This is a genomic window from Janthinobacterium sp. GW458P (assembly GCF_002127585.1).
In the GTDB taxonomy this organism is placed as follows: domain Bacteria; phylum Pseudomonadota; class Gammaproteobacteria; order Burkholderiales; family Burkholderiaceae_D; genus Janthinobacterium.
The window spans coordinates 255,690-269,160 of sequence record NZ_NEGZ01000001.1; the positions used below are offsets into that span (position 1 = coordinate 255,690).

13 protein-coding genes are annotated in these 13,471 nt (G+C 64.2%); 4 read left to right on the forward strand and 9 right to left on the reverse strand.

All coding sequences use genetic code 11. The features are described from left to right. Window positions 1–9: 9 nt before the first annotated feature. The 5 genes from CBW50_RS01100 to CBW50_RS01120 all read right to left on the reverse strand — a co-directional run bounded on the left by CBW50_RS01100 (window position 10) and on the right by CBW50_RS01120 (window position 4,435). On the reverse strand, window positions 10–810 hold the full coding sequence (locus tag CBW50_RS01100; protein ID WP_086143781.1) for an ABC transporter ATP-binding protein: 801 nt from the start codon (window positions 808–810) through the stop codon (window positions 10–12). Beyond that, window positions 807–1,892 (reverse strand): acyl-CoA dehydrogenase family protein, encoded by a 1,086-nt coding sequence (locus CBW50_RS01105; RefSeq protein ID WP_086143782.1) that lies wholly within the window; start codon window positions 1,890–1,892, stop codon window positions 807–809. Before CBW50_RS01105 ends, CBW50_RS01100 begins: the two co-directional genes overlap by 4 nt. A gap of 1 nt (window position 1,893) precedes the next feature. Continuing rightward, window positions 1,894–2,448 (reverse strand): carboxymuconolactone decarboxylase family protein, encoded by a 555-nt coding sequence (locus tag CBW50_RS01110; RefSeq protein WP_086143783.1) that lies wholly within the window; start codon window positions 2,446–2,448, stop codon window positions 1,894–1,896. Window positions 2,449–2,577: 129 nt separating this feature from the next. Continuing rightward, on the reverse strand, window positions 2,578–3,498 hold the full coding sequence (locus tag CBW50_RS01115) for an AraC family transcriptional regulator (RefSeq protein WP_086143784.1): 921 nt from the start codon (window positions 3,496–3,498) through the stop codon (window positions 2,578–2,580). 88 nt (window positions 3,499–3,586) lie between these two features. Beyond that, window positions 3,587–4,435, reverse strand: a complete 849-nt coding sequence (locus CBW50_RS01120) for a symmetrical bis(5'-nucleosyl)-tetraphosphatase (protein WP_086143785.1) — start codon at window positions 4,433–4,435, stop codon at window positions 3,587–3,589. A 388-nt stretch (window positions 4,436–4,823) separates the two neighbouring features. Between CBW50_RS01120 and CBW50_RS01125 the strand changes: the two genes are divergently transcribed. From CBW50_RS01125 to waaA, 4 genes are all read left to right on the forward strand, one after another. Continuing rightward, window positions 4,824–5,132: an H-NS family nucleoid-associated regulatory protein gene (locus CBW50_RS01125; RefSeq protein ID WP_086143786.1), complete on the forward strand. Its 309-nt coding sequence runs from the start codon at window positions 4,824–4,826 to the stop codon at window positions 5,130–5,132. Between the two features lie 79 nt (window positions 5,133–5,211). Further along, complete coding sequence (locus CBW50_RS01130; RefSeq protein WP_086143787.1) at window positions 5,212–6,606, forward strand: phosphomannomutase/phosphoglucomutase; 1,395 nt, start codon at window positions 5,212–5,214, stop codon at window positions 6,604–6,606. Window positions 6,607–6,610: 4 nt separating this feature from the next. Then, window positions 6,611–7,633, forward strand: coding sequence for a lipopolysaccharide heptosyltransferase I (gene waaC / locus CBW50_RS01135; protein WP_086143788.1), 1,023 nt, complete (start codon window positions 6,611–6,613; stop codon window positions 7,631–7,633). A gap of 18 nt (window positions 7,634–7,651) precedes the next feature. Beyond that, on the forward strand, window positions 7,652–8,926 hold the full coding sequence (gene waaA, locus CBW50_RS01140) for a lipid IV(A) 3-deoxy-D-manno-octulosonic acid transferase (protein WP_086143789.1): 1,275 nt from the start codon (window positions 7,652–7,654) through the stop codon (window positions 8,924–8,926). Between the two features lie 85 nt (window positions 8,927–9,011). Here the strand turns inward: waaA and CBW50_RS01145 are convergent, their stop codons facing one another. Genes CBW50_RS01145 through glyS form a run of 4 tightly spaced genes read right to left on the reverse strand, consistent with a single transcriptional unit; the run spans window position 9,012 to window position 13,438 of the window. Beyond that, entirely contained in the window at window positions 9,012–9,947 is a 936-nt protein-coding gene (locus tag CBW50_RS01145; RefSeq protein WP_086143790.1) for a M48 family metallopeptidase, read from the reverse strand. 44 nt (window positions 9,948–9,991) lie between these two features. Further along, a complete protein-coding gene (locus CBW50_RS01150; protein WP_034746739.1) occupies window positions 9,992–10,732 on the reverse strand; it encodes a 1-acyl-sn-glycerol-3-phosphate acyltransferase in 741 nt (246 codons plus the stop codon). 16 nt (window positions 10,733–10,748) lie between these two features. Further along, entirely contained in the window at window positions 10,749–11,336 is a 588-nt protein-coding gene (gene gmhB / locus CBW50_RS01155) for a D-glycero-beta-D-manno-heptose 1,7-bisphosphate 7-phosphatase (protein WP_086143791.1), read from the reverse strand. Continuing rightward, window positions 11,336–13,438: a glycine--tRNA ligase subunit beta gene (glyS, locus tag CBW50_RS01160; protein ID WP_086143792.1), complete on the reverse strand. Its 2,103-nt coding sequence runs from the start codon at window positions 13,436–13,438 to the stop codon at window positions 11,336–11,338. The genes gmhB and glyS overlap by 1 nt, the downstream gene beginning before the upstream one ends. Window positions 13,439–13,471: the final 33 nt, after the last annotated feature.

A 13,471-nucleotide genomic window follows, 5' to 3' on the forward strand; every position in this document is an offset into this window, starting at 1 on the left:
TGGGATGTGCTATAGGGCGGCGGCGTGGGCCTGGTCCTGCTGCTGCAGTGCCTGCAAGGCGTCGAGGATGTCCATCTTCAGGGCGATGACGTCGGCGCTGTGGCCGATGCGCGGCTGGGCGATGGCGACGGGCCATTCGCGCACGATGTTGCCCGGCTTGCCGCCCATGAGCAGGATGCGGTCGGCCACCAGGATCGCTTCGTCGATATCGTGCGTGACGAGCAGCACGGCCGTGTGCCAGCGGTGCACCACGTCGACCAGCAGCGACTGCATCTCGGAGCGCGTGATGGCGTCGAGCGCGGAAAACGGTTCGTCGGCGAACAGCAGTTCCGGTTCGCGCGCCAGCGCGCGGGCCAGCGCCACGCGCTGCGCCATGCCGCCCGACAGGGCGGACGGATACAGTTTTTCACGGCCCTTCAGGCCAACCGCTTCGATGGCTTGCGCCACGCGCGCCTCGTGCGCTGCGCGCGTGAGCTGCGGCTGGTGCTTGAAGTCCAGGCCGAAACCCGCATTGCCCGTGACGTTCAGCCAGGGCAAAAGGCTCGCCTGCTGGAACACGAGAGCGCTGCGCGGATCGGGTTCGCGCATGGGAGCGTCCAGGAATTGAATTGCGCCCGTGGACGGTGGCTGCAAGCCTGCCAGCACGCGCAGCAGGCTCGATTTGCCGCAGCCGCTGCCGCCCAGCAGGCAGACGATTTCGCGCTTGCGCACGCCCAGCGAGACGTGCTGGAACACGGGCGTGCTGGCGGCATAGGCATAGCTCAGGTCCTGCGCCTGCAGGGCCCATTGTTGTGGTTCCGCTGCCGTCATGCCGTCGCTCCCGGCGCCGTGGCCGCCTGCTGGCTGTCGAACAGCTGCAAGGCCGCCTGCAATTGCGTCAGGCTGGGGGTAACGATCGGGATGAACGATGATTCGCGCCAGCGGCGGGCAAAGCCCTGCTGTTCGGCATTCAGGTAGGCGCGTCCGCCCATGGCCTGCAGTTCCAGCATCAAGGCCTGTTGCAGCACGTCGGCCAGCTGTATCCGCAGGCGGAACATGGCCGGCGCCTCTTTCTTGAAACGGCCGTCGTGCACGCCGGACAGCAGGGTAGCGGCAGCCGTCTCCAGCGTCGCTTGCAGCGCCTCGATGCGTGGCGTGAGCTGGTTGCGCGAACCGGCGGAAATCTGCGACGCCTGTGCCAGGCTGGCGCGTGCCAGGCCGATCGACAGGCCGCACTGCATGCCCAGGAAAGAGGGGCGTACCTGCGGCAGCCAGGCCGGCGCATTGTCGCTGATGATGTCGCCCGCTGGCACGTGTACCTGCACCAGCCTGACGGAGGCCGTATTGCTGCCGCGCAGAGCGATCAGGTCGAGGTCTTCGCTGCGCTGCACGCCCGTCTCGCTGCTGTCGAATGCGACGATGATGGGCGGTGCGCCGTCATCGGGCGCCACGGCGGCTGCCGCGACAAAGCCCGCCTTGCGCAAATTCGTCACCCAGGCCAGGCCGCCGTCGATCAGCAGGCCGTCGCCGTGGCGCGCGCCCTTGATTTGCAGCTGTTCGATGCCGGACAGGAATTTCATGGCGTTCGACAGGCCGCTGGCGCCCGCCTGCGTGCCCGCCAGCAGGGCCGGCAAGCGCCGTTCGGCCAGGGCGCGGTTTTGGCTTTGCAGCAGGAATTCGATGAAGCAGCGCTGGCCCCAGAAGACAAAGGCCGCCGTCACCGATTGTTCGGCTACTTTGGCGATGGCGTCGATGGCATCGCGCACGTCGCCGCCCGCACCGCCGTGTTCCTGCGGCACGCCGATGCGCAGCAGCTGGTCTCCCGCCAGCGCGGGGAGGACCGTTTCAGCCAGCTGTGACGACTGGTCGAGCTGGTCGGCATGCATGTGCAGCCAGTGATTGAGGTGGCCCATGTCAGACGGCGCCGGGCAAGTAGGGCGTCAATTGCGGATTGACGGGCGTGCCGGCCAGGCTGTTGGAGAAATTGCACAGGGTGGCCAGGCTGATGCCCAGCACGACTTCCAGCGCCTGCTGTTCGTTGTAGCCGGCGGCCAGGAAGGCTTGGTACCCGCTGTCGGCGACGGCGCCGCGCGTGGCGATGACGGCCGCGGCGAAGGCGGCGACGGCATCCAGTTTCGTATCGCCCGTCGGCTGGCCATGCTGCAGGGCACGCACGATAGCGGGTGTCTGTCCCGCTTTTTTCAACGAGATGGCGCTATGGCCGGCGATGCAGAAGTCGCAGCCGTGGATGTGCGCGGCCGTGATTTGCACCACTTCGCGCTCCATCAGGCTCAGGCTGGCGCGCGCATTGATGCCCGAGACAGTCAGATAGGTTTCCAGTGCCAGCGGGGCATTGGCCAGCACGCCGATCAGGTTGGGCAGGTAGCCGTTGTTGGCGATGGCCTTTTCCACGAAGGGGCGGCTGTCGGCCGGGGCGGTATCGAGAGTGTGCAGCGTCAGACGGGACATGGGGTACCTTGCTAAGTTAGTAAGTCACCCGGGCATTATATCGGCCATGTCGTGTACACAACAGACGTCAGCGTCGTCCTTTTGTGTTCGTTCGTCTTTGATTCTGCTGTCCTTGATTTCTGCTGTGCCTCAACTGGCCAGCTGGCGCTGGCGCTGGTCGCGCCGGTAGGCTCCCGGCTGCTCGCCCGTGACCCGCTTGAAGGCCCGCGTAAATGCGGCATGCGAGCGGTAGCCTACCAGTTCGGCCGCCCGTTCGACGGAAACGCCGTCGTGCAGGCGCCGCGCGGCGATCTTCATGCGCAGCAGGAGCAGGAATTGGGCCGGCGAGTGGCCGCTGGCGCTGGCGAAATGCTTACAGAAGCTGGCGCGCGACATGCAGGCCGCCTTGGCCATGTTCTCGATCGACCAGTCGTCGGCCGGGGCGTCGAGCATGCGTTCGAGCAGCGGCGAAAATGCGGGCTGGTGCAGCAGCGACAGCAGGCCGGCCGCCACTTGCTCGCCCTGGGCTACATGACGTATCAGGTAAAAGAACAGCAGTTCGACCAGGCGCGCAATGAGCGGCGACGGCTGTTCCGGGTCGCCACCCGCTTCAAGCAGGATCAGGTCGAACAGCGCTGCGGCGGCGCTGAAGGCGGGCGCATCGCCGCGTATCAGCAAATACGGCGGGAAGGAGTCGACGATCAGCGCGGAGAGGGCGCCGCGGAACTGGAAAAAGCCGCAGGCCAGCGCCGTCGCCGGGCTGTCCGTGGGCGCCAGCAACGGCAGCATGGCTTGTGCGCTCGCCGCCTGCAGCGGGTCGCTGTGGGGGCTGAGAAAATGCGGCAAGTCGCGCAGCAGGAAGACGCCATCGCGCGGGCCAAGCGCGACCGGCGCTGCGCCATCGAGGTGCAAATAGCAGTGGCCATCGAGCACCAGGTGGAAGCTGCCCAGTTCCCGGCCCGCCGTGGACGCGCGCCAGCGGCCGCAGTACTGGCCCACATGCAGTACGGCGGTGTCGAGTTGCAGGCTGCCGAGCAGCCAGCGCGCCAGTCTGTCGGTATCAGGATGCATGGGATCGCAAAGGCAAAAGCTGCATCATACGGCCCAGGCGCGGCAAGGCCAACGACCGATTTCGACTAAGCATATGCGTGCGATCCGCTTACTGCCTGCCACTCTTGCCGCCGTGCTGCTGGAAGGCGGGACAGTCGACTTGCAGCAGTGTGCGGTCTTCCAGGCACACAGCGGAGAGTTTTCCACCCCAGACGCAGCCGCTATCGAGGCCGATCAGGTGCGGTCGCAACTGCAGTCCCAGCGCCGACCAGTGGCCAAAGACGATGGTGTCGCCGGCGCTGCGCCGGCCCGGCACGTCGAACCACGGCAGCAGGCCGGAACCCGGCGGTGGGCTGCCGCTTTCCTTCATCTTGAAGTCCATGACGCCGTCCGGTGTGCAAAAGCGCAGCCGCGTCATGGCGTTGATGATGCAGCGCAGCCGGTCGGCGCCCTGCAGGTCGTCGCGCCAGGCGGCTGGCTCGTTGCCGTACATGGTGCGCAGGAAGGCTACCCAGTCGTCGCTGCGCAGCATGGTGGATACTTCCTCGCTCAAGGCCAGCGCCTGTTGCGCGCTCCATTGCGGCAGCAGGCCCGCATGCACGAGCACATGGCCGTCGTGCTCCAGTGCCAGTGGCCGCTGGCGCAGCCAGGTGATCAATTCCTCGCGGTCGGGCGCATCAAGGATCTCGGCCAGCGTGTCGGACGCATGCTCGGGCCGGATACCGTTGGCCACGGCCAGCAGGTGCAAGTCATGGTTGCCCAGGACGCTGTCGGCCAGGCCTTGCTGCGCCAGCGCATGAACCTGGCGCAGGGTGGCCAGCGAGGCGGGGCCACGGTTGATCAGGTCGCCAGCGAACAGGAGGCGGAAGGGGCCATCCTCTGCCGCCTGGATCTGTTCGATCAGTTGGCGGGTTTGTGCATGGCAGCCTTGCAGATCGCCGATAAAGTAGGTTTTCATGTGGGATGAGTTCAAGGTGGGATGACACGCATCCATTATAAACAGGTAAGCATGCATGATGCCTGAAGTCGGGCATTATCCGTCTATTGGAAATTCTGGAGCTGTCGTTTTATCTTCATAATAGAATCCGCGTGCCGCCGCGGGAGTTAATTCAGATGAATCTCCTTGCCTGCGCAAGACGTTGCCGGTATTGAGAAAAACGACAGATCCTTTTATGTTTATTGCCTGCTTACGCTGTATGTCGTCATATCTTCATTAAATCTTCATTGAATCTTCATGTTGCAGCCGTAAATAATCGATTAATTATTCAGGCAGCACGCAGATATTTTTGCAATGTAGTATATTTCACGGGATTTTATTATTTAAATTCATGTGGAGGATATAAAAGATGGATCTGTCAATGATGACGATACTGGAATTGCGCAAACTGGAAGATAATGTCAAGAAGGAATTGAATAGTCGTGAACGCGACGATCTGAACAAGGCACGCGAACAGATCATGGCGATCGCGCAGCAAGCGGGCATCCCCCTGAAACAGCTGATACTTGATGGCTTGCATCCACGCACGGGCAAGGTCGCCGTACGTTATCGCCATCCCGATAATGCGACCGAACAGTGGACTGGCCGTGGCCGTCAGCCGCTGTGGGTCAGGCATTGGGTGGAATCGGGCAAGTCGATCGATCTGCTGCGCGTATAATTCGGTATACTTTTGGCGCCGTAACAAGCTCTTCTGCCTGTGACGCTCCTATTTTGTTCCTACTTATACCGTCCAAATCATGCTTCCATTGTCAAAAACGATCTTCAAAGCTTACGATATCCGCGGCATCATCGCTAAAACACTTGATGCCAGCGTGGCTCGCAAGATCGGACAGGCATTTGGCCAGGCAGCTCTGGCCAAGGGGGAGCAGCGCGTCGTGATCGGCCGCGATGGGCGCTTGTCGGGGCCGGAATTGACGGCGGCGCTGGCGCAGGGCTTGCAGGCCGCAGGCGTTGATGTGATCGACCTCGGCGTGGTCGCTACACCGATGGTGTACTTTGGCACCAACGTGCTCGATACCCGCTCCGGCATCATGGTCACGGGCAGCCACAATCCGCCCGACTACAACGGCTTCAAGATGGTGCTGGCCGGCGAAGCGATCCATGGTGTAGCGATCCAGGCGCTTTACCACAGCATCGTGGCCCATGAGGGCGGCGGCAGCGCCGATGACATTGTCCCTTCGGGCAGCTACACCACGCACGATATCCGCGCCGCTTACCTGGAGCGCATTCTGGGCGACGTCAAGCTGGCGCGCCCGATCAAGATCGCCGTCGACTGCGGCAACGGCGTGGCCGGCGCGTTTGCGGGTGAGCTGTTCCGCGGGATGGGCTGCGACGTCATCGAATTGTTCTGCGATGTCGACGGCACTTTCCCGAATCACCATCCGGACCCGGCGCATCCGGAAAACCTGCAAGACCTGATCCGCTGCCTGGCCGGGACGGATGCCGAAATCGGCATCGCTTTCGATGGCGATGGCGACCGTCTGGGTGTGGTTACCAAGGATGGTCAGATCATTTATCCGGACCGCCAGATGATGCTGTTCGCCGCCGACGTGCTGACCCGTCATCCGGGCGCGCAGATCCTGTACGACGTGAAATGCACGCGTCATCTGGCGCCGTGGATCAGCAAGCATGGCGGCGTGCCGCTGATGTACAAGACGGGCCATTCGCTGGTCAAGGCCAAGCTGCGCGAGACGGGGGCGCCGCTGGGTGGTGAAATGAGCGGCCATATCTTCTTCAAGGACCGCTGGTACGGTTTCGACGACGGCCTGTATGCGGGCGCGCGCCTGCTGGAGATCCTCACGCGCGAAGCCGATCCATCGGCGCTGCTCAATTCCCTGCCGCAGTCCGACAGCACGCCGGAACTGCACCTGGAGCTGAAGGAAGGCGAAAACGTCGCCTTGATGGACATGCTGCGCCGCGATGCCGTTTTCCCTGGCAATGAGCAGATCATCACCATCGACGGCCTGCGCGTGGAATATGCGGACGGCTTCGGCCTGGCCCGCTCGTCGAACACCACGCCGGTAATCGTCATGCGCTTCGAGGCGGAAACGCCGGCAGCCCTGGCGCGCATCCAGGGCCAGTTCAAGAGCGTGATCCTGGCTGCCAAGCCGGATGCGGTTCTGCCGTTCTGACAGCATGGTCGTTCAACCAGGCGCGCAGGCGCCCTTGAAAATCCTGCTGATCCGGGTGTCATCGCTGGGCGATGTGCTGCATAACTTGCCCATGGTGGCGGACATTGCCCGTCATTATCCGGGCGCAACCATCGACTGGGTGGTCGAGGAAGGCTATACCAGCCTGGTGCGTCTGAATCCGCGCGTGAATACCATTTTTCCGTTTGCGCTGCGGCGCTGGCGCAAAAGCCTGGGCAAGAAGGAGACGCGCGCGGAAATCGCCGCCTTCTTCCGCAGCCTGCGCCAGACGCGCTACGATTATGTGTTCGATACCCAGGGCTTGCTGAAGACGGGCATCATTATGGGCGCCGCGCGCCTGGCGCCAGGCGGTCAAAAGGTCGGCCTGGCGAACGGTAGCGAAGGTTCCGGCTACGAAGGCATTTCGCGCCTGTTCCACACCAAAAGCATTCCCCTCGATCCGCGTACGCATGCGGTAGCGCGCGGCAGACTGGTGGCCGCGGCGGCGCTCGGCTACACGGTCGATACGCCGGCCGATTTCGGTTTGCCGGAAGTATCCGGCAACGAGCCGCGCCCGGACTGGATAGGCGAGGCGCCGTATTGCGTGTATTTTCATGGCACGGCGCGCGACGCCAAGAAATGGGCGCCGCAGAACTGGATTTCCCTCGGCCACGCGCTCGCGCCCATGCCGATTTTGCTGCCCTGGGGTTCGCCCAAGGAAAAAGCGGAAGCCGAACAACTGGCGGCCAGCCTGCCCAACGCGCGCGTGCTGCCGAAACTGTCAATGGGCGACGCCACCTTGCTGGCGCGCCACGCGGCGCTGGTGATCGGCGTCGATACGGGCCTGACGCATATCGCCGCCGCCTTTGTGCGCCCGACGGTGGAAATCTATGCCGATTCGCCGCTGTGGAAAACGGAAGGCAACTGGTCGCCGAAAATCATCAATCTGGGCGACAAGGGCAGCCCGCCGGGCGTGCCGGAAGTGCTGGCCGCAGCGCGGCGCCTGCTGGCCGAGCATCCTCCCGCCTGACTTCAACGTTAAACAATCATGCGAATTCTTTATACCCTCGCCTGGTGGCTGGCCTTGCCCCTGGTGCTGGCGCGGCTGTGGCTGCGCGGACGCCAGGAACCTGGCTACCGCCAGCACTGGGGCGAACGCCTTGGCTGCTACGGCCGCCTGAGCAATCCCACTCATCCCACGATCTGGCTGCACGCCGTCTCCGTCGGCGAGACGCGCGCGGCCGAGCCGCTGATCGATGCGCTGCTGGCCCAATGGCCTGCCTGCCGCATCGTCCTCACGCACATGACGCCCACGGGGCGCGCCACGGGCAAGTCGCTGTTCGCCAAACACGGCGCGCGCCTGGTGCAAAGCTACCTGCCGTATGACACGGGTGCCATGCCGGCCAGTTTTATCCGTCACTTTGCACCGCGCATCTGCATCCTGATGGAGACGGAAGTGTGGCCGAATTTGATTTACCAGTGTAATCGCCACGGCGTGCCCGTGGTGCTGGCCAATGCGCGCCTGTCGCAGCGTTCGCTGGGCAAGGCACAGCGTCTCGGCAAACTCATTGCCGATGCGGCGCGCGGCATCACCCTGGTGGCGGCGCAGACGCAGGACGACGCTGAGCGCGTGCGCCAGCTCGGCGTGCGGGACGTGGTGGTCACGGGCAGCATCAAGTTCGACGTTGTCGTGCCCGAGGCTGCCATGGCGACGGGGGCGGCGCTGCGCGCGGCCATCGGCGCGCGCCCCGTACTGCTGTGCGCCAGCACGCGCGAAGGCGAGGAGCAGCTGATCCTTGACGCCTGGCTGCGCGCCAGCCTGCCCGCCAACGTGCTGTTGCTGATCGTGCCGCGCCACCCGCAGCGCTTCGGCGAGGTGGAAAAGTTAATCGTGTCGCACGGCCTGGCCGTACAGCGCAGGTCCGGCCTGGGGCAGGACGATGCCGTTGCGCAGGGCACGCAGGTGCTGCTGGGCGACTCGATGGGCGAGATGTTTGCGTACTACGCGGCCTGCGATTGTGCCTTCGTTGGAGGAAGCCTGCTGCCGCTGGGAGGGCAAAACCTGATCGAACCGGCGGCCCTGGGCAAGCCCGTGCTGATCGGCCCGCACACCTTCAATTTTGCGCTGGTGACCGAGCAGGCGATTGCTGCCGGCGGCGCCGCGCTGGTGGCGGACGCCGACGCGCTGACGGCGCAGGCGTCGGCGCTGCTGCAGGATCCGGCGCGTTTATCTTCCATGGGAGAGCGGGCGCTGGCGTTTGCCAGCCAGCACCGGGGTGCCACGCCGCGCACCATCGCGGCTATTCAACCGCTGCTGCCGTAATCCGACATTGTTGGCCTCAATCCGGGGGCCGACCAGGCGGGTCTGACCCCGGCATTCGTCATGGGCCGCCAATAATGGTGTCGGATTACGCGAACAAAACGGGCAGCTCTTGTGAGCGCTTTCTGAGCGCCTGCTTGGCGCCATCGTAATCGGGATAGATCGATTCCACGGTGGCCCAGAAGCGGGGACTGTGGTTCATTTCCAGCAGGTGCGACAGTTCGTGCGCGACGACGTAATCGATCAGCGGCAGGGCGAAGTGAATGAGGCGCCAGTTCAGGCGGATCTTGCGCTCGATGGTGCAGCTGCCCCAGCGCGTGCCGGCCGACGACAGCGACAGCGAATCGTAGCGCACGCCGAGCTTGTCCGCATACAGGTCCAGCCGTGCTTCGAACAGCTGGCGCGCCTCGTGCTGGAACCAGCCCTTTACTTTTTCCTTCAATTGCTGCTCGCTGCCCGTGGGCGTGACCCACACGTGCAGCTCATTGGTGTCGCGCTGAAAGCTGGCGCGGTGGCGCGGCGCCTGGTGCAGGCGCAGGGTGATCTCGCCGCCCAGATACGGCAGCACGGCGCCGTCGACCCAAGCCACGGGCGGGCGCTGCTGGCGCTGCACCTTGCGCTCGCCCCGTTCCAGCAGCTTCGAGACAATCCAGCCTTGCTTGGCGCGGATGGCGCTGTCGATTTCGGCCAGGGTGACGCGCTTGGGCGCCGTCACGCGCAAGCCGTTATCGTCGATCATGAAGCCGATGGAACGGCGCGTGGAGCGGCGCAGGGCGAATTCGACAAGGTGGCTGCCCAGCTGCAGCTGGCGCAGTGGCGGGCCATCGGCGGTGCGTGGCGGTGAAGGGAGGACAGGGCGCGCGGGAGGAATGACGGGCGCCGGTGGCGGCGCCAGGGGAACTACAGGCTTTGCCTCCACGGGCGGCGCTGGCGGTGCCGTGGGGCGCACCGCCGGGGGCGTGCTGGTCGAGACGTCATGCGCGAACAGATCCAGTTGCTGGTCGCCGACCTTGATGGTCTTCATCTGCTGGCGCAGGGTCGGCTCCTGGATGACCGCGCTGATGCCGTCTAGCCAGCGTTGTAGGCGTGAGGCGAAATGACGCGCATTTCTGATTCTATCCAATTTTCCACCTGTTGCATCATGCTGTCCGGGGTTTGCCCTTCCGGCGAAATCGGTTTGCCTATCGAGACGGTGATCAGTCCCGGGCGTTTGAGGAATGACTGCTTGGGCCAGCACTCGCCTGAATTATGCGCAATCGGCACCACCACGGCGCCCGTGGCGATGGCCAGACGCGTGCCGCCGCTCTTGTACTTGCCCGCCTGGCCCACGGGAATGCGGGTACCCTCGGGGAACATGATAATCCATTGGCCATCGGCCAGGCGGCGCTTGCCATGCGCGACCACGCTTTTGAACGCATGCTTGCCCTGTTTGCGGTCGATGGGGATCATGCGCAGCAGCGCCATGGCCCAGCCGAAGAAGGGAATGTACAAAATCTCCTTCTTGAACACATACACGAGCGGGCGGGGAAGGCTGGGCAGCAAAAAGATGGTTTCCCACGCCGACTGGTGCTTCGACAGTACGATGGCCGGCGCGTCCGGGAAGTTCTCGGCGCCCTTGACTTCGTAGCGGATGCCGCAAATGACCTTGGCACACCACAGGATAAACACGTTCCAGCGCGAGGTGACCCAATAGCGCTTGTTGTAGCTCAATGGCGCGGCAAAAAAGCACACGCAGGCCCAGACGATGGTGGCCACGATCATGATGATCATGAACAGCAGGGATCGCAGGAACAGGGAAATATTACGCAATGCGGTTCTCCGAAGATTAGATACTCAATGCCACGGCGGGTGCCGGCGCGGCCGGCGCCTTGAGCAGATGGCCGACGACGGCCGCCAGGTCGGGGAAGACCTGGGTGCCGGGCGGCAGGCCGCCCGTTTCGTTGGTTTTTTCGCCCTTGCCCGTCAGGACCAGGTAGGGCACGCAGCCGCTGATGAAGCCGGCCTGCAGGTCGCGCAGCGAATCGCCGACGGTGGGCACGCCTTTCAGGCTGGTGTTGTAGCGCTGCGAGATTTCATGGAACATGCCCGGTTTCGGCTTGCGGCAGTCACAATTGTCCGTGCCCGCGTGCGGGCAAAAGAAGATGGCGTCAATATCGGCGCCCACCTGCTGCGCCAGCGTGTGCATCTTCTGGTGGATCGCGTTGAGCACCGTCATGTCGAAGTATTCGCGCGCGATGCCCGACTGGTTCGAGGCGATGACCACGCGATAGCCGGCCTGGTTCAGGCGGGCTATCGCTTCGAGCGAACCGGGGATGGGCAGCCATTCGGCCGGCGACTTGATGAAGTCCGGCGAGTCATGATTAATGACGCCGTCGCGGTCGAGAATAATCAGTTTCAGCGCCGGAGTGCCCATTATGCCGCCAGCTTGGAAATGTCGGCCACGCGGTTCATCATGCCGTGCAGCGACGACAGCAAGGCCAGGCGGTTGTTGCGCAGGCCGACATCCTCGGCCATTACCATCACGTCGTTGAAGAAGCCGTCGACGTCGTCACGCAGCTGCGCCAGCGTTTGCAGGGTGCTGGTGAAGTCGCCCTTGGCAAAGGCCGCGTCGACTTCCGGCTGCACGCGCGAGACGGCGGCGGCGAGTTTTTTCTCCGCCTCGTCCTGCAGCAGCGCCACGTTGACGCCGCCGGCGGCGACCAGGCTGACCGCTTCCTCGTTCTTTTTCAGGATATTCGTGATGCGCTTGTTGGCAGCGGCCAGCGAGGCGCTTTCCGGCAGCGCGGCAAACGCCTGCACGGCTTCCAGGCGCTGCACGATGTCGTCCAGGCGGTCGGGATTCTGCGCCACGACGGCTTCGATCTCGTTCGGCGAGAAACCGCGTTCGCGCAGGATGCCGCGCAGGCGGTCCAGCATGAAGGTGGTCACATCCGCGACCGGGTCCTTGAAGCCGGGCACCGACGCGAACTGTGCGGCGGCATCGCCCAGCAAGCCCTGGATCGACAATGGCAGGCGTTTTTCCAGCAGCATGCGCAGCACGCCCAGGGCGTGGCGGCGCAGCGCGAACGGGTCCTTGTCGCCCGTCGGCGCCAGGCCGATGGCCCAGATGCCGACCAGGGTTTCGAGCTTGTCGGCCAGGGCCACGGCGGTGCCGGTGGCGGTCGACGGCAGGCTGTCGCCGGCAAAGCGCGGCTGGTAGTGTTCGGAGGCGGCCAGCGCCACTTCTTCCGGTTCGCCGTCATGGCGCGCGTAGTACGTGCCCATGATGCCTTGCAGTTCGGGGAATTCACCCACCATGTCGGTCAGCAGATCGGCCTTGGCCAGCAGTGCGCCCCGTTCGGCCAGGGCCACGTCGCAGTTCAATTTGGCCGCGATGGCGCCGGCCAGCGACTTGACGCGCTCTGTGCGGGCAGCTTGCGTGCCCAGCTTGTTGTGGTAGACGACGTTGGCCAGCAGCGGCAGACGCGATGCGAGGGTCTTCTTCTTGTCCTGCTCGAAGAAGAACTTGGCGTCGGACAGGCGCGGGCGCACGACGCGCTCGTTGCCGCCGATGATGTGCTCGGGCGTGTCCGTCTCGATGTTCGAGACGATCAGAAAGCGCGAGCGCAGCTTGCCTTCGCTGTCGGTCAGGGCGAAATATTTCTGGTTCGTCTGCATCGTGAGGATCAGGCATTCCTGCGGCACGGCCAGGAATTCTTCCTCGAAGTGGCATTCATACACGACCGGCCATTCGACCAGGGCCGTAACTTCGTCGAGCAGCGCCTCGGGCATCAGCACCTGGTCGGCGCCCGCTTTTTCCAGCAACTGGGCGCGAATGCGTTCCTTGCGTTCCTCGTTGCTGGCGATGACGCTGGCGTTGAGAATCAGCGACGGCGCATAGTTTTCCGCGTGCGCGATGGTGATCGGTTCGCCGTCGGTGAGGAAACGGTGGCCCAGCGTCGTGCGGCCGGCCGTCAGGCCCAGCAGGGTCAACGGCAGGATGTTGATGCCGTGCAGGGCGATCAGGCTGTGGGCCGGGCGCACGAATTGCACGGTGGTGCCGTCCGGGCGCTGATAGCTCATCAGTTTTGGAATCGGCAGTTTGGCGCAGGATTCGGTCAGGGCGGCTTGCGCACCCGTTTCCAGTTTGCTGCCGGGCGCCGTGTAGGTGTAGAAGAAGCTTTCCGCCTTGCCGTCGGCGGCGCGTTCCAGCTCGGCCACCGTCAGCTCGGGAAAGCCCAGCGCGGCCAGTTTCTTGGCCAGCGGCGGCGTGCCGTTGCCGTTGGCGTCCAGCGCCACGGAGACGGGCAGGACTTTTTCGCGGATGGATTTATCGGGCGAGACTTCGCGCACGTTGGTGATGGAGACGGCCAGGCGGCGCGGCGAGGCGTAGCTGGTGGCGACGCTGTCGGCTTCCAGGAAGTCGCGCGCTTTCAGGCCGTTGACGATGCCGGCCGTGAAGGCGGCGCCCAGTTTGGCCAGCGCTTTCGGCGGCAGTTCTTCGGTCAGCAGTTCGATGAGCAGTGTTTGGTTCATGGTGTTCTTGTCTGGTACGGCGGTGTGGAGGCT

Excerpts from the sequence above, each read along its gene's own strand:
- CBW50_RS01130 (WP_086143787.1), top strand. The coding sequence starts at position 5,212 with ATGCTTCCATTGTCAAAAACGATCTTCAAAGCTTACGATATCCGCGGC.
- waaC (WP_086143788.1), top strand. The coding sequence starts at position 6,611 with ATGGTCGTTCAACCAGGCGCGCAGGCGCCCTTGAAAATCCTGCTGATC.
- CBW50_RS01125 (WP_086143786.1), top strand. The coding sequence starts at position 4,824 with ATGGATCTGTCAATGATGACGATACTGGAATTGCGCAAACTGGAAGAT.
- CBW50_RS01115 (WP_086143784.1), bottom strand. The coding sequence starts at position 3,498 with ATGCATCCTGATACCGACAGACTGGCGCGCTGGCTGCTCGGCAGCCTG.
- CBW50_RS01145 (WP_086143790.1), bottom strand. The coding sequence starts at position 9,947 with ATGAAGACCATCAAGGTCGGCGACCAGCAACTGGATCTGTTCGCGCAT.
- CBW50_RS01100 (WP_086143781.1), bottom strand. The coding sequence starts at position 810 with ATGACGGCAGCGGAACCACAACAATGGGCCCTGCAGGCGCAGGACCTG.
- glyS (WP_086143792.1), bottom strand. The coding sequence starts at position 13,438 with ATGAACCAAACACTGCTCATCGAACTGCTGACCGAAGAACTGCCGCCG.
- CBW50_RS01110 (WP_086143783.1), bottom strand. The coding sequence starts at position 2,448 with ATGTCCCGTCTGACGCTGCACACTCTCGATACCGCCCCGGCCGACAGC.
- CBW50_RS01105 (WP_086143782.1), bottom strand. The coding sequence starts at position 1,892 with ATGGGCCACCTCAATCACTGGCTGCACATGCATGCCGACCAGCTCGAC.
- CBW50_RS01120 (WP_086143785.1), bottom strand. The coding sequence starts at position 4,435 with ATGAAAACCTACTTTATCGGCGATCTGCAAGGCTGCCATGCACAAACC.
- gmhB (WP_086143791.1), bottom strand. The coding sequence starts at position 11,336 with ATGGGCACTCCGGCGCTGAAACTGATTATTCTCGACCGCGACGGCGTC.
- waaA (WP_086143789.1), top strand. The coding sequence starts at position 7,652 with ATGCGAATTCTTTATACCCTCGCCTGGTGGCTGGCCTTGCCCCTGGTG.